Annotated in this window: 10 protein-coding genes; 5 read left to right on the top strand and 5 right to left on the bottom strand. The window is 59.7% G+C overall.

All coding sequences use genetic code 11. From position 1 onward, the window contains the following. Positions 1 to 117 precede the first annotated feature (117 nt). From JNN07_19895 to JNN07_19885, 3 genes are read right to left on the bottom strand one after another with little or no spacing between them, the layout of a single operon-like run. The gene (locus JNN07_19895) at positions 118 to 1,467 is read right to left on the bottom strand and encodes a M48 family metalloprotease (protein MBL9170007.1); all 1,350 of its coding nucleotides are present in this window, start codon (positions 1,465 to 1,467) and stop codon (positions 118 to 120) included. 18 nt (positions 1,468 to 1,485) lie between these two features. Beyond that, a complete protein-coding gene (locus JNN07_19890) occupies positions 1,486 to 2,178 on the bottom strand; it encodes a TIGR00266 family protein (GenBank protein ID MBL9170006.1) in 693 nt (230 codons plus the stop codon). A 29-nt stretch (positions 2,179 to 2,207) separates the two neighbouring features. After that, positions 2,208 to 2,438, bottom strand: coding sequence for a hypothetical protein (locus JNN07_19885; GenBank protein ID MBL9170005.1), 231 nt, complete (start codon positions 2,436 to 2,438; stop codon positions 2,208 to 2,210). Positions 2,439 to 2,610: 172 nt separating this feature from the next. Between JNN07_19885 and JNN07_19880 the strand changes: the two genes are divergently transcribed. After that, complete coding sequence (locus JNN07_19880) at positions 2,611 to 4,992, top strand: hypothetical protein (protein MBL9170004.1); 2,382 nt, start codon at positions 2,611 to 2,613, stop codon at positions 4,990 to 4,992. Between the two features lie 496 nt (positions 4,993 to 5,488). Here JNN07_19880 and JNN07_19875 read toward each other — a convergent pair whose 3' ends face one another. Then, on the bottom strand, positions 5,489 to 6,427 hold the full coding sequence (locus JNN07_19875; protein ID MBL9170003.1) for a DMT family transporter: 939 nt from the start codon (positions 6,425 to 6,427) through the stop codon (positions 5,489 to 5,491). Positions 6,428 to 6,581: 154 nt separating this feature from the next. Between JNN07_19875 and JNN07_19870 the strand changes: the two genes are divergently transcribed. The 4 genes from JNN07_19870 to JNN07_19855 all read left to right on the top strand — a co-directional run bounded on the left by JNN07_19870 (position 6,582) and on the right by JNN07_19855 (position 15,416). Further along, entirely contained in the window at positions 6,582 to 9,092 is a 2,511-nt protein-coding gene (locus tag JNN07_19870) for a DUF1800 family protein (GenBank protein ID MBL9170002.1), read from the top strand. Between the two features lie 6 nt (positions 9,093 to 9,098). Then, a complete protein-coding gene (locus JNN07_19865; GenBank protein ID MBL9170001.1) occupies positions 9,099 to 10,820 on the top strand; it encodes a DUF1501 domain-containing protein in 1,722 nt (573 codons plus the stop codon). Positions 10,821 to 10,968: 148 nt separating this feature from the next. Then, positions 10,969 to 14,424, top strand: coding sequence for a hypothetical protein (locus JNN07_19860; protein ID MBL9170000.1), 3,456 nt, complete (start codon positions 10,969 to 10,971; stop codon positions 14,422 to 14,424). A 62-nt stretch (positions 14,425 to 14,486) separates the two neighbouring features. Then, positions 14,487 to 15,416 carry a site-2 protease family protein gene (locus JNN07_19855; GenBank protein MBL9169999.1) on the top strand — a complete coding sequence of 310 codons (930 nt, stop codon included), beginning with the start codon at positions 14,487 to 14,489 and terminating at the stop codon, positions 15,414 to 15,416. Between the two features lie 431 nt (positions 15,417 to 15,847). Here the strand turns inward: JNN07_19855 and JNN07_19850 are convergent, their stop codons facing one another. Continuing rightward, complete coding sequence (locus tag JNN07_19850; GenBank protein MBL9169998.1) at positions 15,848 to 19,648, bottom strand: DNRLRE domain-containing protein; 3,801 nt, start codon at positions 19,646 to 19,648, stop codon at positions 15,848 to 15,850. Positions 19,649 to 19,900 lie beyond the last annotated feature (252 nt).

The following is a 19,900-nucleotide window of genomic DNA, read 5'->3' as shown; positions in this document are numbered from 1 at the left end:
TCCCCTGGCTCCGAAGGACTGGCGGAATCTCTCGCGGAGGCGCGGAGAACGCGGAGAAGAAAAGGTTCCTGGAGAGTGCGTCCGACGAAGAAGAGCCTTCCGCAGGAGGCTCGCCAGTTACTGTTCGTTTCGCGGGCTTGTCGGATGCCCGCCTACGGGGAAGTGATGGCGGTTGCGCCACAGGTACAGCATGCGGCGGGACGTATTGGGGTGGGTGGATGAACGATCATCCATCTCCACCAGCGTGGGGAAGAGCAAACGGTCCGGCTGAGCTTCAATGGCCGTGAGCAGTCGTTCAGCCTCGGACAACGTCCAGCTCTGATCGGTTTGAAGGATTCGAACCGGATCCCAGTTCAGCACGGGAAGCTGATTGAGAATCGCCTGCTGCTCCACGTGTTTCTTCACCCATTCGAGCGCTTCGGGCTCGTCGCCTTTTCCGCCGTCCCCGAGGTAGCTCAGGAAGCCTCCCAAAGAGAGGCCCTGGTTGGCCGTTTCCTTATCACGGACGATGCGGCTGAGCTCCTGGGCAAAGTGCTCGCGGTCGGTTGCTCCGAAGGGAACCGCTTCCTGGTACGCGGCGATCAGTTCCTCCAGGCTCAGGCTGCTACCCTGAACCTTGGCCTCAAGGGCACGGGTCAGGAGCTGGTTGCGCACGTCGTTCTCGGCGGCGATCTTCAGCTCGCATTTCAGCGCGGGGAGGAGTCCGACGGCCTGCGCCCCGTAGTCATCGCACAGGAACTCGATCCCGCGCGAGAGCTGGATGTGCGGGTAGGCGATGATCCAGGGCATGATCCAGAGCAGGGCGCCGGGGACCACAATGGCGGTGGCCAAGTGGGGGAACCAGCTCGCGATACAGAAGGCGGTGACACCTATAAAGGTGGCATGCACGAGCTGGCAGCGGGAGAGCAGTGGGGCGTAGGGGAAGACATGGCCAAGTTCGTGGCCGATCACGCTTCCCAATTCAGCTTCATCCAGCAGGTGGAGGATCGACCGGTTCAGGAACACTCCGTTGAAAGCGTGGTATCCGGGCCAAAGCTCAAATCGGACCGCCTGCGCATTGACATCTTTGTCGCGAGTGATGAAGACCGGGGCGCTGTGCGGTGGCAGGCCCAATCGGGCAAAGACGCGGTCGGACAAGGCCAGCAGCGAATCCCGTGTGTGCACTCCGAAACGGGCTTCGGGTCGAATCTCCGCGAGGCGCTTCTTGTTCAGGAACACGTGATTGAGGATCCATCGAAAGGATCCAAAGAAACCGATGCTGAACGCGATCCAGGGCGCTGGCTCCCGGAAGTTGAAGCCTCGGTAGAAGCTCCAGGCCAGCACGGACACAACCAGGATGGCTTCGGCCGCCAGGACTACGCGGGAATATTGCACCGTCCAAGCGTAGCGCTGGAGCAGCGCCTCTCGGGTGGGAGTGTCGAGTCGGCGATCGGACAGGCTTGGGATCGGTGGTGCCTCGCCGGCCATACGGTGTCGGGCGCGCGACTAGGTGGCTACGTCCAGCATGCTGCGCATGAAGCCGCGACCCGGACGCGCGCGAGTCTGGTAAAGCAGTTTTCCGGGGCCGGTGAAGCGGTTGACCAGGCCCTCTCCGGACAGGTAGGAGTGGCGAAGAGACGACGCCACCTTGACGGTCTCGAAGCTCAGAGAGGCGGAAAAGGCGACAATGTAGCGGTTGTCGAGAACGTAACGTTCCCCCTCCTGCAGGTCGACTTCCACCAAGGCCCCATAGCTGGAGATAAAGAGGGACCCCTCACCTTGCGGACGCATGAGAAACAGCCCGCGAGTGGCGAGCCATCCGCGGACGCCGGCGAATTCGAGGCTGATCTGGATGCCGGACGTACAGGCCAAAAAGGCGCCACTGGCGATGCAGTAGGCGGGTTCGGAACCGATGTGGAGCTCCCGGATTTCGCCCATTTGATCGGGCGCGAGTGTGAGGCGCTCGGCGTCGCGTTTGGCGGTGTACATCGCCGTCACGAAACTCTCCCCGGCCAGCACGCTGCGGGTGGCGCGTCCCAGTCGACCTTGGCCGGTCATGTGGCTGCCCAGGCCCGCCTTCAGTTCGAACCCGGTCGTCATCGCGAGCATGCACCCTGGCTGTACCAGGATGGATTCACCCGCGGAGAACGTGAGTTCCAGGGTGGTGAACGTGGGCGCGTGGGCGATCTGGGAACGCATGGTGGTGGCGGCGGATTTCCCGATGCGGATCACATATCGGCCGGCGTGCTCATTTTCTGGCGGATGATGTATCCGATGCCGCTAATGGCGAGCAGGACGCCCAGGAAAATAAAGCAGGCAACGAGGCGTGAGACACCGAGAACCTCGGCGATGGTGCCGATGCAGATGTCATAGATCGCCACCATGATGAACCAGCGGATCATCTGGCTGATGAAGCCGCCGCCGCGTGCCGCCCGAGGAACAAAGTTGATTCTATCCATATCTGATCTTGGGAGTTAGTAACTTGACGTTTTAAGAAGTTATCGGCGCGCCGCTGTGGGCGGCAAGCACCAAAAAATGAGGGGGTGGAGGGGTGTGATCAAACCCGGGTGAGGCTTGAAAGGGAAACGTCACGGTTGATTGATGACCCTCAATCGGTTAAGGTAAGTACCGATGAATTTGCCCTGGCTTGCCTCGTTTGCGTTGTTTCTGGCTGCCACGTTGGGACTCCAGAGTGCAGATCTTAACCTCCAACCGGGTCATATCGACGGACAATTCCAGGCTCCCTTTTTTCCCTCCACAGGATCCGCGCAGGCGCTCCAATGGGACAGTGAGGGAAGATTGTGGGTCGGTGGAAGTTTCGGAGGTTACGCGTCCCATGCCTTCAACCCCTATCCCATACTCACACGATTGACTGCCGCGGGGAACTTAGATTCATCCTTTCGTGGACTTGGCTACACCGCGGATTCTCCCCTGATTTTGGATCGCATCTATTCGGGCGTGAAGGGGCTTCTTCCGGACTCAGAAGGCCGCTTCCTGGCGTGCGGCAAGCTGCCTTCTGAGCCGGGGCAGACGGATTCCCTCATCCTCTTCCGGTTATTGTCGGATGGGTCGCTGGATCCTTCCTTCAAGGGGGTCCGCTCTTCCGGGGGAGCGATGGCGATGATTCGGACTGGGACGGGCCACATTTTGTTAGGGGGCATCTTCAACGAATGCAACGGCGCCCCGCATACCAACCTGGTGAGAGTGTTCGCCGACGGCACGATTGATTCGACGTTCCACCTGAACCTGCCAGCGGAGGCTGGCAGTTCAGCGGGGCGAGTCAATACCTTCGCTCGAGACGAGGAAGGTCGGATCTATATTTCGGGTTTTTTTGTCGCTGGAGATCCAGCTGATCCAGACACGAGCGGGTTAATACGTCTCGACTCCAATTTTCAACTGGATCGTTCCTTCAAGTCTCCGTTTCGCGGTGGGCCTGAAAGTGTCTGTGTCCTGCGTAACGGCCGGCTCCTCGTGGGCGCCAGCTACAAAATGAATCCGGGAGGCTTCACCAATCGGTTTTTTCGATTGCATGCCGACGGGCGATGGGATCGCAGCTTCGACCCCGTCGCCGAACGCATCCGCGGTCCAGTGCAAGAGATCACCTTGGATCCGTCAGGCCGTCCTTGGGTGGTGGGCACAGATATTTATCGATTGAGCATCGATGGAGATTGGGACCCGACTTTTGTCCCCGAATCAGCGTTCAGCCTGGGAAGCTCTTTAAGTGCGCTCACTTTCAATTCCCTCGGGGACGCTTTTGTAAGTGGTGGAGCCTGGACCGGAACGACCTACGACGGTATTCACTATTCATCCATTCTCCGCATCAAAGGCGGAGTGGAGACGCCTGGATTAGGCTCGAATGTCCCGATAAACTATCAGCGTCCGCTGACCCTCCTCCACCAGGGCGAGAACCTCCGTCTGGCAGCATCCTCCTCTGTGGAAGGAATTCGCAGTTGGCAGTGGTATCAGCATGATCGACCTTTGTTTCGACAGACCAACTCCCAGCTCTTGATTCCCGACATCACCACCAATCAGTCGGGCTGGTACCGAGCCGTGGCGGAGCGGGTGGATGGCTCTCGCCTGGTGGGGGACGCGGTCCGCCTCATTGTATACCCGGACTCTCAACTGGGTTCCGCGTTGAACACCACCGGACGCGTGTGGATCACGACCGGGACTCCGTGGACCGAAAGCAAAGCATCCCCGAACTCCGGACCTACCTGCGCGAGGAGCGACGAGTATCGGCCGTCTACAGCGAGCTGGATTCAAACGAGAGTCTTCGGGCCTGGGACAGTGCGCTTCGTCCAACGTGGAGAGCTACCGGGATATACCCGGATGCTGGAGTTCCAGGCGAACAACATCGGGGCTCCGCTGATGGTTGGATCCTATCCCTGGACCCAGCGCTCGGTGACGATACCCGCCGGCTGGCATACCTTGAGGTGGATGAGTTCTCCGCAGCGCGATTATTGGGTGCCGATGACCAATGATGAGGGCCTATTCGTCGATTCGGTGTCCTTTACCGCAGCCCTTTCCTCGCGTCCGAACATTGTTGCACAGTCTCAAGTAGCGGAGGTGGAACCGGGAGGTGCAGTTGACTTGTTCGTGTTCGTCGACGCGGATCCACTTCTTAAGTATGTCTGGCACCGGGACGGGCTCCCCATCGAAGGCGCTGATCGTCAAGTGCTGCGCATTCGCGATTTCGATGCGGCGAGCGTAGCGGACTACCGGGTGGTGGTGTCTGACCGAGCGGGACACACGGCGTCCGCGTCATTTCCCTTGAGGCTTGGACGTCCGACGTCGATTCAGTTAGAGGTTCTTCCGTCCCCGGAAAACGGTTCCTGGATGGTCCAGTTTACTTCGGAACCAGGGGGCACCTATGAGCTACAGAGGTCCTTGGATCTGGTGAACTGGACTCCCTTTCGGGATTGGTTCGCCGAGGATTATCGCCTCCAGTTCGAGCTCCCGATCGATAGAGACGCAGGTCAGGGGTTTTACCGGGTGCGATTGCGGGCTTTATGACTCTTGATTCAGCTAGCAGCCTTTCGGACTTGTCCCGACCGGACGTGAGTCCGGCGTTGAGCCTCATTCGTTCTAGAGCATGACGTAGGAAACGTCGCGACAGGCTGCTAGATATTTTTCCTGCGGAAAAGAGCCGATCCGCTGTCAGTTTGCTTGAAACTGGAGTGGACCCTGGTGAGCACGGCCTACAACCTCAAGAGATAGCATCGGACGGTAGGCAGGATGCCTATTATTGATTGCTACGAAGTCACCTGATTAGGCGAGGGGGCGACGGGGATTGCCGCAGCGTGTAGGAAAAGCGGTGGCATGCCACGCGCGGTCCATAAAGGGGCGACACGCCTTTCTATGAACCCCAGCATGCTTGGGGGCTTCCCCCCCCCTTCGCCTCGCCATCGTAATCGTAATCGTAATCGTAATCGTAATCGTAATCGATTCCCCGACTCTTCCGGGCGCAGCACAGCGGAGAAGGGCGCGGGTTTCTCGTGACCGGGAAATCCTACTGCCTTGGATTTCTGCTAGGCATCGTGGTGATGACGATGCCGGCTAATACCAGGACTGCCCCCAGAATCTCCACGGATCCCAACTTCTCGCCCAGAAGCCACCACGCCAGAAACGTCGCCACCACGGGCTGTACGAGGAGGATGAGAGAGCCCACGGCGGCAGGAACATGACCGAAGCCGTAGGCGATCAAGCCTTGTCCGCCGACGTGACTGATCAGCGCCAGGCCCAGCAGCGGCAGCCATCCCGCGCCAGCCGCGGGAAGGATCTGCTCTTCCGCCGTGAAGGCGATGGTAAACAGGATCACGCAGCTGACGAGTCCTGAAGCGGAGAGCACCTGTGCCGATGAGAGCCTCTGGCGAAGCTGGCGCAGTGTCAAAAGGTAGCCGGCGTAAAAAACGATCGCCAACGCGCTGATGAGATCCCCTTTTAAATGCTCGGGCCTATACACCGAGCTAGAGCCTACCAGGCACAGGGCTCCCAGGAAGGCGACCGGCATGCCGAAAAAGTAAGCCCGCCTGACCGTTTCCCCCAGGAAGATCCGGGCGGCGATCATCACCAGAAGTGGCGTCAGATTGGTGATGAGGGTCGAATTGGCCACCGTGGTCAGATGGAGCGACCAGTTCCAGAGGGCCATGTCTCCGGCGAAGAAAAAGCCGGCGGCGAAGAGCCATTTCCAGTCCGATGAGGTCAGGGCGGGACGTTGATCCGGCACCCTGGGACGTTCGAGCACGCTCCACAAGTAGAGAAACGGTGCGGCCAGGAGCATTCGGTGGGCAGCCGTCGCAAAAGGTCCGAGCTGGCTGTGCCGGATCCAGATCGGGGCCAAACCGATGCCCGCCGCCCCCAGGACCACCGCGATCACCCCTCGGGTGGACAGCGACAGCCGGCCGGGTTGAGGCTGCGTCTGTCTTGAAACTGGAACGTTTTCTGGCATGAAGGCACCGGATTAGGGGCCGACCAACTCTGCCGTCCTGGTCGGCCCATGCCCACTCCATTCTTGCACCGCAAAGAGCCAAGAATGTCACTTGCATCCAAATATCACTTGCGACAGTTTAACATCCGTATTACCTGATCCACTGATGTCCACTATGCGTGCTTCACTTGTCCTGCTAGGCTTGACCGTGCAGCTGCCCTTTCTCGCTGCGCTATCGAGCATCGCATCTGAACCGTTGACAGTGAGTCGGTTCAGCCGAACCAACTCCCAGGTTCGACTCGAATGGGCTCCGTATCCTGCGGCCAAATCCTACCGCATCGAGAGATCCGAAACTGCCTTGGGACCATTTATCGCCGACTCGGCGGGCGAGGTGTCGAGTTCCTCCTGGAGCGGATCGAGTGACCTGGATTCCGAGTTTTTCCGGCTCGGGGTGGAGCCTCTGAGCGATGAGGCGCTGCTGACCGCCAATGTGCTGAACCGTCTGGCCTATGGTCCCACGCCGGATGAGCTCGATCGCATTCTGACGGGACCCTCGCCAATTGGGCCTCAAGCCTATATCGAGGAACAGCTGGCCCCCGAAGGGCTCACTGAAGACATGGATCAGCTTCCGCCCAAAACGGGGTGGATCTATGTTACGGAGACCGGGGTGGTCACTGCCGCCCGGCTCTATCTCTATCTCAGCGGCCCGGGCTCGGTCCTGTTGGATGATGTGAAGCTCGTGCGGGGCACGCAAGCGGAGGTTGGCACGTCGTTTGTTCAAAATGGCAGCTTCGAGAGCGCTTTGGCCCCTCGTTGGGTGGCGACCGCTAACTTCGCCCAATCCACCTTGGTTACAAACGTCGGGCACTCGGGCAACCAGTGCTTGCTGTTGGTGGCGACGGCGGCCGGGAGCGGTTCAGCTAACGCGCTGTATCAGAATTTGACGGGGCTTCAGGTCAATCAGACCTACACCCTGAGCTATTGGTATTACACCACCAACCAGGACGTCACTCTCACCCTCCGGTGCTCGGGGGGGACGTCGGTGAATTCCACTCGGCCGATTCGGCCGGTCCGCCCTTTGGCATCGGAAGCCTACTCACTGCTCACCTCGGGCCAGGCGGATGTGTCCATCCTGAGAAGCTGGTTCGTCTTGCACGCGGTCGAGAGCAAGCGGCAGTTGCTGGAGGTTCTGACGCAGTTCTTTGAGAATCACTTCGTCACTGAGCACTCCAAGTCTTCGGAGTATCTGGATCGCTATTATGATGGCGGGGCTTGGCGGGATCGGGAGGCGACTCGGCTGGAGTTCCGCGAGATCTCCCGCTGGCGCAGCGCCCTCTTGAAGCCGGATTGCACCTTCCGCGAACTTCTTCAGATCAGCGCGGAAAGTCCCGCCCAGATCATCTATCTGGACACGGTAAACAGCCGAGGGGATGGAAACAATATTGCCAACGAGAATTACTCACGCGAGCTGCTGGAGCTTTATACCTTCGGAGTGGACAACGGCTACGATCAGAAGGATATCGTCGCCACTTCCCGGGCCTGGACTGGCTGGTCGATCCGCTTGGTGGACCCGCAGAACGTGGGCGATCCATTTGCTCCTCAGACCACCAACAAGCTGGACAGCACGTTGACCAACGCGGTCGCCCTGGGGTCGATCTCGAATCTGGTCGGAGTCTGGAGTTTCGGCTTCCGCACCAATCGCCACAACCTGAAAGAAAAGGTTATCTTCCCTGGGAAAGTCGTTCCGGAGCGGTTTGGGCCTCCCTGGGCGGGACGAAACTACGAGCTGCGGCTGCCTGCCCGATCGGGGAATGATGGGGTGAAAGATGGCTACGATGTGGTGAACCATCTGGCGAACCAACCGTTTACGGCCGAGTTCATCAGCGTGAAGTTCTGTCGGCTCTTCATCCACGACGGATTCGTGCATGGGGAGTATGACTATCGCGATCCGGATTTATCCGCCGAGGGAAAGCTGGTGCATGAATGCATGCTGGCTTGGGAGAATGGCAATCCGAAGGGGCAGATCCGGTCGGTATTACGCACCATCTTTAACTCCGAGCTGTTCCGCAAGAATGGCGGATCGATGCAGAAGGTAAAGACCCCTCTGGAATTCTGCGTGAGCGCGATTCGTGCACTGCGAGCGGACCTCGGCAATGGCAATTTCTCAGCCTCAACCGATGGTTTTTCGATTTCGGGCCGCAGCGCCAGCGCTTCGACCTCTCCGCTGACGCGCATGGGAGTGATGCGTCTGTTCAGTCGCGTGGAGCCGGATGGCTATCCCGAAGCGGGGGCGGGGTGGATCAGCGGCGGCACCCTGGCCGAGCGCGCGCACTTTGTCCAAAGCTTCTTGATGGGGCCGGGCGATGCGCAGAAGTCGGATGGTATCAGCGGAGGAAACCGCAACCTTTCCGATCCTGTGTCCTTACTGAAGGCGAAACTTCCGGCGGCATCCTGGAGTGATCCCGGGCAGGTCGCTCAATTCTTCTTAGATCGCCTCTTTCCGGGGGAGGGGGCCGGGAATCTGTTGGACTATCAAGCATCCATGGTTCGGTTCCTGAACCAGTCCGACGACGGTCTGACCGCCTCGCCGTTCAATCTTCTGGGAGTGGACACCTTGGCCTACGACACGCGCGTCCGCTCCATGGTTTCCCTGTTGATGATCTCTCCACGCTTCGAAGAACAATAATTTGTTATGAGTGACAAGTCTCTGAACTTAATCACCCGGCGCTCCTTCTTGGATCTTTCGGTCAAGAGCGGCTTGGGGGTGGCGCTTTCCACCCTCGTGGATATCCCTCCCTTCGTTCGTCAGGCTCTGGCGGAGGGGAACATCGGCCTCAATGGCAAAAAGGTGCTCTTCATTTTTTTGCGGGGGGCGAACGATGCGTTGAACTCGGTGATCCCAGTTCAGGACCGCGCCTATTACAACATGGGTACGGTCGCCTCCCCGGATCTCACCCGGCCCGACATTGGCATCGCCAAAGACACTGCGGCAGGGGCAAATTATGATGTGTCCGGCCGGCCGTGCTTCGATGCGACGTTGGCCCGCGATGCTGCGGGCACCGCGCGGTTATCGACGGATCCGGTTTACAGCTACGACAAGGCGATCTCCTTGGGGAACGGCTTCGCGGCTCTACATCCCAGCCTCAAGTTTTTGGCTCCGGTTTACAACGACGGCCAGCTGGCCTTGATTCACCGGGTTGGTTATCCCAAGCAATCGCGCTCCCACTTCGATTCCCAGAATTTTTGGGAGAATGGCGCGCCTTTCAGCAACACCGTTCGGGATGGGGTGTTCTACCGGGCCATGGTCGAGTCGGGATTGGCCCAGACGTCGCCCTTGACCGGCGTTTCGGTTCAGCGATCCCTGCCCATGATCCTTCGGGGTTCTGGCGCTGCGATGACCAATCTCACCGACACCGACCGCTATTCGCTGCTGGGTGTTCCGGGCCTCTCTGGAGCCGGAAAGAGTGCCGAGTTCCTCAAGGAGCTGAATCGACTCCCGTACACGCCGAAGCGCGAGCGCGAGATGTTGCACCTTCAGCATGAGAATCTGAGTCAGACCCTCTCGATCTTCGAGGACTTGCGGCCCGGCTTCAATGAGGCGGGAAACACGTTTCGGGACGACGGGATCACGGATGGGGACCGGGATTGGTATGAAGCCAACGGCAATCAGGGTTACTACCTTTTCCCCACGCGAGACGAGATCAATGGCGGCTGGGTTCGCCCGGGTGCCGGGGCTCCCAAGGATGCTCAAAAGTATGTCGTGCCCCCCGGTACGACATCGGAAGAGTTCTTCACCAATTTGAAGGCCGCGGCGCTGATCCTCAACAAGACCGATGCGATTGTGGCCGGAACTCAGTTGGATGGCTTTGACACGCACTCCAACCAGGGCGGAGCCACCGGTTCGCATGCCAACCTGCAGCGTCGCATAGGCTGGGCCATTTATGCCCTGCGCAAGTATTTCACCCGTTACGCCGACCGCGCTCAGTGGAAGAACGTGGTGGTGGTGACATTGACGGAGTTCGGGCGTACGACGGTTCAGAATTCCGATGAAGGCACGGACCATGCCGAAGCGGGACTCATGTGGGTCGCGGGCGGCAGTGTGAGTGGCTATGGCCAGGGTCGCTCTGGAGTGTTCGGGTGTCATCCCAACGACGTGGTGAAGTGGATTCCCGGTCCTCCCAACCAAACTGGTATTGGGGATGGCTCCATGTTCGGCGTCGATAATCGCTATCTGAAGCGTGCCTATGACTATCGGAGCGTGCTCGGAAAGATCATTCGCGACCACCTTGGCTCCACGCAAGCCCAACTCGAACGCATCATCCCCGGCTACACCGACAAGCGCGAAGCCCTGGCCGTGGGCGGGACTTCTCAGCTAGATGGCACTCCCATCATGGGTGAGCCGGCAATCCTCTAATCCTCGGGTCATTTCTGGCTCGCTCCGCCTTGGGTGAGTGTGCTCTCCTTTCTGTCGCAGGGGCAGGCCGGGGTTAGCCGCCTCTTTCCGAGGTTAACCCGGCCTTCCCAGGACCGATGTATGGGGCGGGTTCTGTTGTCGTCGACGCATGAGGTGGTTTTCTGAGAGTGCCTTAGTCGTGACGCGTTGGCGGGTGCTTTGGGCGCTTGTCTGCGCGGTCCAAGGTCTTGGTGGGGTGCCACTTGGTCGTGCGGAGTCGTTTTTCATCAACGAGATCTTCTTCAACCCTCCCGGCGCTGATGCCCCCAATGAATGGATTGAACTCCGCGGGGTTCCCAACAGTGCTTTTCCGGAGGGTACCTACTTGCTGGGCCTGGAAGGGGACGCGGCCAATAATCCCGGCACGGTGCAGGACATTTTCGATCTGTCGGGGCGACGCGTGGGCGGCAACGGGCTCTTGGTGCTGCTTCAGAATGGACACGGCTATCCGGTGCATTCTGCGGCCGCTCGGATCGAGCAGACGGGGCCCGAACCGGGATGGGGACATGGGGGCGACAGCACTGTGCGGCATCGAGGCGAGGGATCCCAGACTGACATTGAGAACGCCTCGCTCACGTTCCTGCTGGTCCAGAGCGACACGGACATCCTTATTGGGGATGACCTGGATGCGGACGATGACGGTGTCCTGGATGGAGAGGCCTTGAAGCAGGCGGCTATCTACGACTCCGTGGGCATTCTGGACGTCGACGGCCTGGGCGACATCGCCTATGGGCTGCTGAACTTTCGTCGCGCGGGGCTGCCGGGCAGCCGAGCAACCGCGGGTGGAACGGTCGTCTCGCTCGGGTTTACGCCGACCTGGATTGCCCGGCTCAACAACTCCACCACCTTCAAGGCGACGGATTGGGCGGCGAGCGAGATCAACTCCTTGAGTCCGCCTTTCTCCTTGGCTGAGGCTTCCAGGACCTACCCGATCGCTTTGGCCAACGCCCAGCTGAACCATATTGGCGCCTCGAATTTCGGTGCGCCTACTGCTCCCGGCGTGGTGGTGCAGGTCCCCCCCGATCTCCCTCCGCTGGCCGAGGCGGGTGGCACCAGCCAGTATCGCGTGGCTCTTTCTGTGACTCCAACCGGTGAGGTGGATCTGGAGATCCAGGCGGATCCCGGCCTCGAGTTAAGCATCGATCGGGGAGCGACCTATGGGACGCATCGCTCGCTGCGCCTGACCAGCACGGAGCCTCACGCTATCTGGGTTCGGGCGGTGGAAAACCTGGAAGTGGACGTCTCGGTCCGGGAGCTGAGGCTCCATCACCGAGTCACCGAAACTCAGGATGGCCGCTTCAAGGATGCGCTGGTGCCCGCGGTTGAGTTCGAGGTTCAAGAAAATGATTTCCTGTTGTTGAACGAGGTTGTCGTCAATCCCTTGGGAGCTGATCAGGATCAGGAGTTCGTCGAATTGCGCGGCACGCCGGGCGCGGTTCTGCGCAACATCTACCTGGTGGTGATAGAAAGTGAAGCCACGCGCAATCTTGGAACCGCTCGCCGGGTTCTCTCCCTCACGGGGACTCAGTTGGGTACCAATGGGCTGCTGTGGATCACCTCGGCCCGGGACCCTGTTCCGGTCGATCCTGCCACGGGGATTTTCCCACTGCCGCGATCGGGGGAGGCTACCGGTGGTTCTTTCCCTAACGGTTCATTCTCACTCCTACTCCTCGCCGCCAGCGGGGAGGTGGATGAAGACGACGATTGGGACAATGGCGACAACGGAGTTCTGGAAGGGCTTCCTAAGCGCAGTTCGATCCTGGACTCCATAGCCTGGCGCGGCGAAGTGCTGGGTGACCTAGCCTATGGCGTCGTGCTCGCTGACCTGGTCAGCAACCCGCCGGATGCCGCGACCCGGTTCTACGGCAACAACCTGCCCAACGAGGCCACGGCCTGGTATTTTGGAGATCTTCGATCCAGCGATCCTGCCGGTCTGCGTTACGATCGGTCCCTCTCGAGCACCAACCTGCCCGCCGGCGGTTTACTAACTCCCGGAGCCGCCAACAACACACCGCCCGTCATTTCCAAGATTGACCCGATTTGTGGGGCCCTGGGTGATCCCACCAATCCTTCAGTTCTCTTCTCGGTTTCAGACAACGAGTCGGAAAGCGCGCAGCTTCGCGTGACGGTAGCGAGCGATGCGCCGACGGTTGTGTCGGCCGACGGTCTCACCTTGGAGGCCGCGCCGGGAGGACAGTGGCGACTGCGCATCCAGCCTTCGGGAGTGGGTTACGCGCGTCTGACCGTCGAGGCCTGGGATGGGGGCCTGCTGGCCCGTGAGTCCTTCGACTATGCCGCATCGGGTATGGCATCGGAGCGCACCCGGTATCTGATGGGCGCTGGGGACGGTTCGACCGTCATCCCTCTTGCGGATGGGTGGATGCTGGTGGGAGACGACGAGAACCAAATGATCCGCCTCTATCAACGAGATCGCTCGGGGCTGCCCCAGTCCCGATTTCCCATGACGCCTTTCCTCGGCTTATTGGACATTGAGGACGGAATACCGCGCGAGGTCGACATCGAGGGATCGACACGGGTTGGAAATCGTCTGTTCTGGATGGGAGCCCACTCGCACGCCAACATTGCGGAGGTGCGGGTCAACCGGGGACGGATCTTCGCTACCGACCTAGTGGATGCCGGCGCTGCCACGAGTCTCACCTATGTCGGTCGGTATGATCATCTCAAGGAGGATTTAGTGGACTGGGATGTGCGGAATCTGCATGGCAAGGGGCCGAACTACTATGGCTTGGCCGTGAGCGTGGCGGAGGGGGTTGATCCCAAGGCGGAGGATGGGTCCGGATTCAACTTGGAAGGCCTGTGTCTGGCGCCTGGTTCCTCGGAGGTGGCGTACATCGCGTGTCGGGCGCCGTTGGTTCCGGCACATCGGCGCACCCATGCCCTGGTGATTACGGTCCTGAACTTCGCCTCCTTGGCGGCCAGCGATGCCCCGCCGGGCTCGGCTCAGTTTGGCCCTCCGATTGAGCTGGATCTATTTGGGCGCGGGATTAGGAGCATTGAAGGAGAGGGCACTAACTATCTGATCGTCGCGGGTCCTGCCGGGCCGGCGCCAGGTCGTTATCCGCAGGATTTTCGGCTCTACCGTTGGACCGGACAACCTGGGGATTCACCGCAGCTGCTCTCCGCCTTCCTCGGCGGTCTCAACCCGGAAGCCATCGTGGAACTGCCGCCAGCTCCCTGGCTCCCCACCACCGAGGTCCAGATTCTGAGCGATAGCGGCACGCGGATCTGGTATGGCGACACGACCATCACCAAGCTCCTGCCGGAAACGAACTTCAAGAAATGTCGCATGGACTGGGTGACCCTCGGATCGGTGGAGGTGCCGCAGCCGGTCATCGTGGAGGTAGTGCCGAGTCCCGAGGGGAGTTTGGTGCGGTGGAGAGGGTTGCCTGGTGCGGTGTATCGCCTTCAGTGGTGCGATCAGTTGGAGACGGTCGAATGGAGGGATGTGGCTGACGATGTGATCGCCGAGGACGTGCTGCTGGAGAAGCGACACCTGGCTCCGATTGTGGGCAATCGTTATTACCGCGTCGTCTCTCCGCCCTGACCCGAGGGTGTTGGCGGCTAAATCGCTTGTGATCCCGGGGGCGACCGCGACACTATCGGGCCATGTTACCGACGCGCAGCGGTTCGCTCCGACTTTTCGAATTCTCGGGTATCGAAGTCTTTTTGCATTGGTCCTGGTTTGTGGTGGGGGCGTATGAGATCAACACCCGCTCCGCGGAGTACTCCTCTTTGGGCTGGAATGTCCTCGAGTATCTTTCGCTCTTCCTGATCGTGCTGCTCCATGAATTTGGTCATTCCCTGGCTTGCCGGCAGGTGGGTGGGCAGGCTTCCCAGATCGTGCTGTGGCCTCTGGGGGGTATCGCCTTTGTGGCCCCTCCGCCCCGTCCTGGTGCGACCCTATGGAGCATTGCCGCCGGACCCTTGGTCAACGTTCTTCTGACCCCGATTCTGCTCGCCACCTATTGGATGATGCGCTCGGCTGGTTGGGGGGACTCACATCCCGATGCGTTTAAGTGGATCTCGGCGGTCCTTTTCATCAACACGGCTCTCCTCGTTTTCAACCTTCTTCCCGTCTACCCGCTGGACGGGGGACAGATCCTTCGCTCGTTGCTGTGGTTCGTTCTGGGCAGAAGTCGCAGCTTGATGGTTGCGACGGGGATTGGCTTTCTGGGCGGCTTGGGTCTAGTGGGTTTGGCGATCTGGATGGGATCGCCCTGGATCGTTCTCATGGCGGCGTTCCTCCTGTGGCAGTGTTGGAACTCATTCAAGCAAGCCAAGCATTTGGCCGGGTTGGAGTCAGCCCCGCGTCGTTCGGGCTTCGTCTGTCCTCGGTGCCAAGCCGTGCCCCCGGTGGGCGAGTTCTGGGTCTGCGGCGAATGCCGCCGGCCCTTCGACACGTTCGCTACCGGTGCAGTCTGTCCCGGCTGCTCCACGGCCTTTCCAAATACAATGTGCGTTGAGTGCGGTACAGCCTCCCCGATGCAGGAGTGGACATCGGCGGGGCGAACCGATTCGGCCGTCGCTCCGGAGTGAGGTGCAGAGAGGGAGGGCGCTCGGGCCAACCCATTGTTCTTCTGGATTTTTCGACTCTTTCCTCGCCTCCGATCTGGATGGAGGCTATAAGTCATCATCTTTCGGAACGTGGTTACAATCTGAGGCGGGAGCATTTTTTAAGAGCAATGAGACCCATCACTCTCTGGATCGGCCTTGCACTTTTGGCAACCTGTTCGTGTCGCCAACAGGACGGAGCGCATTCCGGTGAGTCCGCTTCCGCTGTGGTCGGAAACCGCACCCAGGCGCCCATCCCTCTCGAGGCGCGGTTGTCCTTAAGCTCCCTGGATTGGAATCGCAGTACCTTGCGCGATGTCTATGATCGTTTGGGAACCCACAAGCCATCTTGGGATGCCTCCGCCAGGGAAGCGCTCGTCTACAGCGCTTCGCGGAGTGCTTCGCCCCCCCTCGGCTCATTCGACCTCGATGAGCCGATAGAAGCGCTCCCTCATCCCTTCGGGAACAGGGACAAATGTGGAGCCTCCCCCTGAACTCGTAAAGCGGCTGACGTTGATCCACACCACGGGTTCTGACAAATCGTCCGTCGATTGCAAACGATACGTTCCGGACTCAACTTCCCAGCTGATTTGCATGCCACCGTCATTCGGTCGCATCGCGAGCAGCGGCGGTGCTTCTGCCTGGGGGCCGATTTGAAACAGCACCTCCTCGGAGGTGGTTCGCTGGCCCGCGCGGTCCACTGCGATGGCCGTCACTGGCTCCGTTCCCGTGGGTGGATTTTGCCAGCTCACTCGATACGGCGGAGTTTTCACGATGCCCAGCAGATTGGTATGGTTGTAGAACTCCACCTGTGCCAGGTCCTTTTCCGAGTCGTTGATGATCGCCTCCAGGTTGATCGCCTGCCGGACCGGAAAGGAGGTTCCGATGGGCGGTTCGACCAAGGTGATCGGGCCCGGAGGATCGTCGATAGCCGCGACGTTCACGACGAGCGGGTGATCGACGATGTTGAAGCCGTCGGTGATCTGGAGGGTGAGGCGAGCGATGCCAGTAAACCCGCGAGCCGGACTCAGAACCAGGTAACGATGGGAGACCGTTGAATCCCCGGTGTCGGCGGCCTCATTTCTTCCAAAGGACGCAATGATCTGGGGACGCCTCAATGACAACGAGGCTGTGAGTCGCACTTCGATCTCCCCCGCCTTCCCGCGCGAATCGGTGATGGTGAAGGGGATCCTAGGCGAGGTCGTGTGCTCCCATAGATTCTGATTCGCAATGACCGAGAGAACCGGAGGCGGCGTGGGGTTACCCACTCGGACTTTAAATGTTTGAGTGACTGTTTGCTTGTCATCCGACAGCGAGAGCGTGATGTCCGCCGCTCCCGTTTGGTTGACGGCCGGGATCAATCGTAACGTCCGGTTGGCACCGGATCCGGCCACTACCAACCCGGCCGGAGGCAGAAGTGTTGGGTTCGAAGACCTGGCTCTCAGCTGAAGCTGGCCCGCGGCGGTTTCCGGATCATGAACTGTGATCGGGATCGGGCCGAAGGACACATTGGCCGAGAGGGTGACGTTGGTCACCAGGCTCATGCTTGGTGGCTCGTCGCGTGTCTGCAGGATTAATTGGGGCCACTTGGAAGCATCCGGATGATCGCGGCTCGCGAAGGAGGTAAATCCAGCATCGCCTAGATCATAGGGTGCCCAGATTTGGAGCGGCAACCGACGCTGTTCTTGCAGCGCGTCGATGACCTGGGGCAGTACACTGAATTCGATAAAGCCATCGCTCTCGGGAACCAGGTAGGCGAACGGAGGCAGGTTCCCAGGTTGGTTGATCCAGTTCATCGAGCCCTCATTCCAATCATCATGGAGAGCTCGAGCCGCATAGAACACATTCCGGGGATCGCCGGTTCCGTTGCAGAAGAGTCTGACCTTGGCTCCGACCAACGTGCCTGGCTGGTTTGGCAGCGCCCAACTCAGGTAGGTGCGCCTAGAGAAGTCGCCGTCGTCCTCATGCTTTACCCAGAGGGAGGTTTCCGTCGCGAAGTTTCCCTGTTTGTGACTCCCACCGCGCACATAAGTGTCCGCGATGGGCGGGAGTGCCAGTTCGGAAACGGCTGCGGTTGTCACCTGTAAATGCAGGACTGCCCAGTCCACGGCCACGTTTCGCTGGATCGAGACGTTTAACTTTCCGTCTTTGAGCAGAGCGGGATCGATCTCCAATGTGTTCACCGTGGCTCGGTCGGTGCGAATATCCCAGCCAAGCCCTCGGCCGGGGAATGGGGTTCCGACAGTGGCATCGTCGAGGAAGAGCGCGTCTGAAGATCCGATGGTTCCGACCGCCTTCAGGCATAGCACCAGTGAGGCCGCGACGATTCGTTCCGCGCCTTGGAGAGGGGCGAAGAAGGTGAACGCCATCCGGCGGTTCGCCGTTTTCTGGTCAAAGCTTTGGCTCACGATGAGATCGCCTGAGTTTTGCTGGATGGCGGCGAGGAAGCTGGGATCCACCGGCCCCCTGTCCTCCGGGGAAGCCACGTCTCCAAAGTTGTCGATGTCGCCGAGCCGATACTCCCGGTATTCACTCTGCGGCCATTTCATCCGCTGCTGCAGCTGGGCGAAGTAGAGGCTGTAGGGATTTACGTGACGCCCGATCGTGGACTGGCCAAATTGAGGAAGGGGAGTGAGAGGACCTGACCATTCGTAGGTTCCATCCGGATCATCGCCCACTGGGGGCAGCCACCATTGGCTGTCTTCGATGAAGCCAATACTCCCAACCAGCCAGTTCCGGGCGGTCGGCGGATTGCGGACCCGGAAGTTGGGGGCCACGCAATTCCACACGGCCATGTAGGCCCCCGTCCAGCCGTGGTTCTTGGTGTTTCGTCCACGGTTCTGAACGTTGATGCCTACTTTTCCGACGAAGTCAGCCCCCCAGCTGGCGTCCATAGAGATTAGATCATACAGCCCTCCCACCGACCAGCCGAAGTGCGGGCCGGTGTCGGCGTGCGATTCATGGGTCTGGCAGCGCACATTGGCATTAGGGCCCGGAACCAGCGAGCCGAACGCGAAATCGTGACGGCCGTCGTCGGAATAACAATCGCGCATGAGGTGGTGGTTTCCTTTCTCCATGCGGAAGGGGTAGCGCCGATTTCCTTCGATCTTGCTGATAGGGTCCAAGCTTCGGCACTCCGCGACGGTGGTATATCGGCTGCCGTGAGACATGTTCACCAGCGACATGCCAAAATGTTTGCCGATGACGTTCCTTACCCAGACATGTTCGGCATTCCGCACCTCGATGGCGACCCAGCCATGACTCTCATCGTCATCGTCGCCGTAGTCGCTGACGAGTTGCAGGTCCTCAATCCCCAAGTTTTGGATTCGTTCGGGCCAACTGGTTTTTTGAACGAATCCTCCACCATATTGAAGGTCGAATGTTTGAGCCAAGGGTGAATCCACGGTCACCCAGGAGTTCTCGATCCGGGTGATCTTCCGTTCGAAGACGAGGCTCCTCCGAGTGTCCCAATTGAGTCCCTTGATGACACACTGGCTAGGCGAGGTGACATTCGGAGGACAGACCGGAATCGCCAATTTGTCCATGTCGATTTCGGAGATCCATTCCGCGGTGAATGGGCGAGTGATCAGGATGGAGTCTCCGACTTTAAGGTCGCGGGTATCGAAAAGCTTAAATGTGCGCGACCCTGCCGGAACGACCGGGTTGATGATCGTCAGTTGGTCCGGACTGACCTCCGTTCGCTCCACCAGGCCGGTGATGTGAATCAGGTCGTATTGGGTTTTTGCGGTGGCGCGTATCGTTGTCTGGGGCTGGCCGGGGCTGCCCATACCCTTGAGAATGATCCCGCTCTGGGTGATAGACAGAGTGCGATCGACCTTAAACTCGCCGGCCGTCAGCAGTACAACCCCGCGAAATCCATTGGTGTTGAGCGGCTTTTGACTCATCAGATCGATCGCGTTTTGGATCAGGTCGGCATCGTTGGCACCATTAGAAGGGAAGACGTATACCCAGCGGTCCTGTTCTTGCACCACGTGGCCGACACTGGGCAGTTCCTGTTTGCCTGCCTGGTAGCCGCAATCGGAGAAGTCGCAAAGCCGCACCCCGTGTTCGTCGTGGCGGTAGAGCAGGTTGCCGGTGGCGGAGGGGTATACCCAGGAGTTGGGGTAGATTCCCTCGGCGTGGGCGCTCCCCGATCGAAGGAGCGCACCTGATGCCAGGAGTAAGACCACCAGTCCAGGAGGAGATAAGGACTTCATAAGATAGAAGGTAGGCGCGGAAAGGAGTGCTTCTCCACGCAAAGCACGGAACGGCATCCCGTTGGTCTACGGTGTCGTTGTGTTGCTCCACGAGGGATCCACGCACTTGATTGCGACCTTTTTACGAAACTATTTCAAGCTTTCGATCGGGCAATTTATCGAGAGGGTTGTAAGTCGAGCAGTCCATCGCTCGGCAACATGCGGAGGAGGCTCGAGCTCGTTCGGATTCTGATCCCTTTCCCAGTTGATGCG

It is taken from the genome of Verrucomicrobiales bacterium (assembly GCA_016793885.1).
Lineage (GTDB): Bacteria > Verrucomicrobiota > Verrucomicrobiia > Limisphaerales > UBA11320 > UBA11320.
Note: the sequence above shows the minus strand (reverse complement) of the source record. Positions and strands in the feature narration are given on the sequence as shown.

Excerpts from the sequence above, each read along its gene's own strand:
- JNN07_19860 (MBL9170000.1), top strand. The coding sequence starts at position 10,969 with ATGAGGTGGTTTTCTGAGAGTGCCTTAGTCGTGACGCGTTGGCGGGTG.
- JNN07_19875 (MBL9170003.1), bottom strand. The coding sequence starts at position 6,427 with ATGCCAGAAAACGTTCCAGTTTCAAGACAGACGCAGCCTCAACCCGGC.
- JNN07_19870 (MBL9170002.1), top strand. The coding sequence starts at position 6,582 with ATGCGTGCTTCACTTGTCCTGCTAGGCTTGACCGTGCAGCTGCCCTTT.
- JNN07_19880 (MBL9170004.1), top strand. The coding sequence starts at position 2,611 with ATGAATTTGCCCTGGCTTGCCTCGTTTGCGTTGTTTCTGGCTGCCACG.
- JNN07_19885 (MBL9170005.1), bottom strand. The coding sequence starts at position 2,438 with ATGGATAGAATCAACTTTGTTCCTCGGGCGGCACGCGGCGGCGGCTTC.
- JNN07_19895 (MBL9170007.1), bottom strand. The coding sequence starts at position 1,467 with ATGGCCGGCGAGGCACCACCGATCCCAAGCCTGTCCGATCGCCGACTC.
- JNN07_19850 (MBL9169998.1), bottom strand. The coding sequence starts at position 19,648 with ATGAAGTCCTTATCTCCTCCTGGACTGGTGGTCTTACTCCTGGCATCA.
- JNN07_19890 (MBL9170006.1), bottom strand. The coding sequence starts at position 2,178 with ATGCGTTCCCAGATCGCCCACGCGCCCACGTTCACCACCCTGGAACTC.
- JNN07_19855 (MBL9169999.1), top strand. The coding sequence starts at position 14,487 with ATGTTACCGACGCGCAGCGGTTCGCTCCGACTTTTCGAATTCTCGGGT.
- JNN07_19865 (MBL9170001.1), top strand. The coding sequence starts at position 9,099 with ATGAGTGACAAGTCTCTGAACTTAATCACCCGGCGCTCCTTCTTGGAT.